Annotated in this window: 2 protein-coding genes; one reads left to right on the forward strand and one right to left on the reverse strand. The window is 30.2% G+C overall.

Annotated elements, in window-relative coordinates:
• Positions 1 to 108: 108 nt before the first annotated feature.
• On the reverse strand, positions 109 to 1,272 hold the full coding sequence (locus FGK85_RS15840; RefSeq protein WP_341472493.1) for a class I SAM-dependent methyltransferase: 1,164 nt from the start codon (positions 1,270 to 1,272) through the stop codon (positions 109 to 111).
• 131 nt (positions 1,273 to 1,403) lie between these two features.
• On the opposite strand from FGK85_RS15840, the gene tnpA reads away from it, so the two are divergent.
• On the forward strand, positions 1,404 to 1,663 hold a 260-nt coding region (gene tnpA / locus FGK85_RS15080; protein WP_423244908.1), incomplete at its 3' end, for an IS66 family insertion sequence element accessory protein TnpA.

Raw genomic sequence — 1,663 nt, forward strand, 5'->3', positions numbered from 1 at the left:
TTAACTGCCTGGACTTTATAATCCTGGTCATAACGTTTTTGTGCCATGATAAGCACCTCCTTATTCTCTTAATTATATTTTGAATTATACGAGAATAAGGTGTCAACTTTATTTATACAACATCATTTCTTCAAAGCCTTTGATTTGAATATTGCTATTAGGATATAAGAGTTTTCCTATGCGACCACTTACGGAATCAAGTTCAACACCATAAAACATAGATTGATTCATATCATCAGGCAAATTACCAATGAAGTTCCCAATCCCCATTGATGGTTCTAAGATATTTCCTTTTTTAAATCCCATATCAGATAATGTTTTATAAACACTATCAATTACAATTTTAGGTGTATAAAAAGCTGTTAGGGTAGATTCTTTTGCAGCTTCATATTCTAAAGGTGATAAGTTTTCCTTCAAGATATTTCGTGCTTCCTGCCATTGTCCACCTTTACTTTCATCAAAGACATCAGATAGTCCACCCCAGCCTACATATTTCGCCAAGATTTCTTGAGCAGAAACATCTAATCCTATTTCGCCTTTTTCAATACGATTTAACATCAAAATCGCTTCAATATTGTTTTGTAATCTTTCACTAGGCGTTAATTTATCTGCAAGTATTTCTTCGCTTATCTTATAGTTTGATACTTTAGCTTTTTCACTTTCTATTGGTTCAAAAAGTTTCTCCAAATCACTTTCTGTTTTATACAAAATAGTTTCTGAACCTGTAATCATACCACCAAGATATCCAACATCATCTTTAATAGTTACAGTTTTTATGTTATTACCCATCTCATCAAAGCGAGAAATAACATAGTCCTTTCCCTTAAACGATACCTTATCGCCAACATGATACTTATTCGCTAATCTATTTTCTTCACTAGGAGTTGTATCATCCACAAAGTCAAATAGTGTTTGTTCTTTTTCCTCTTTTATATAATCTGCAATTTTAAAAGATTCGTACTTACCACTATCAATAAAATCGTCTATTTTTGTACTCTCATCAAAAGTAACACCTTTTTGAAGTTGATATTCTTTGTTCTCGATAACAACTTTTCTTCCTGTATCTTCAAGCTGAACAGAAAAACTATCTTGCTTTGTAGCTAGAACAAATTCATTTCCAACCTTAATCGCTACCTTTTCAGTTTGATTGTTATAGGCATAGTCGTTAAGTCCTTCTACAAACTCACTTATAGTTACAAAATCAATATTTTCTTTAAACTCCTCAATTTGAGAAATGCTTACTTCATTATTGATTAAATAGCTTTTAAGCACATTGAATTTTGCAAGATCAATATCTAAATCTTTAAGATACTTTATCTGTAAGCGTCAAAAATTAAGTATCTAGAAAACATACCCTCTCATTGATAAACTTAAGTAAAAGATTATCAATGGGAGGTTTACTTATGTATAAAAAATTAGATAATGATGCTTGGGAGGAATATTTAAATAAATTTAACTCTGTTAAAGATACAATAACAGTGAAAGATTTCTGTGCTGAGAATAACCTTAATAAGAGTCAATTTTATTACCATAAAAAAAGAGTAGAAAAGGCAATTGAAAGTAAAGAACCTGTTTTTCAGGCTATTTCTTTGAATAGTAAAGTTGATAATACTAAAGAAAATAAATCTACATTAAAAGAAGTAAAAATTAATGTAGGCAATGC

Origin of the sequence: Haloimpatiens lingqiaonensis (assembly GCF_901447495.1) — a bacterium.
Taxonomy (GTDB): Bacteria; Bacillota; Clostridia; order Clostridiales; family Clostridiaceae; genus Haloimpatiens; species Haloimpatiens lingqiaonensis.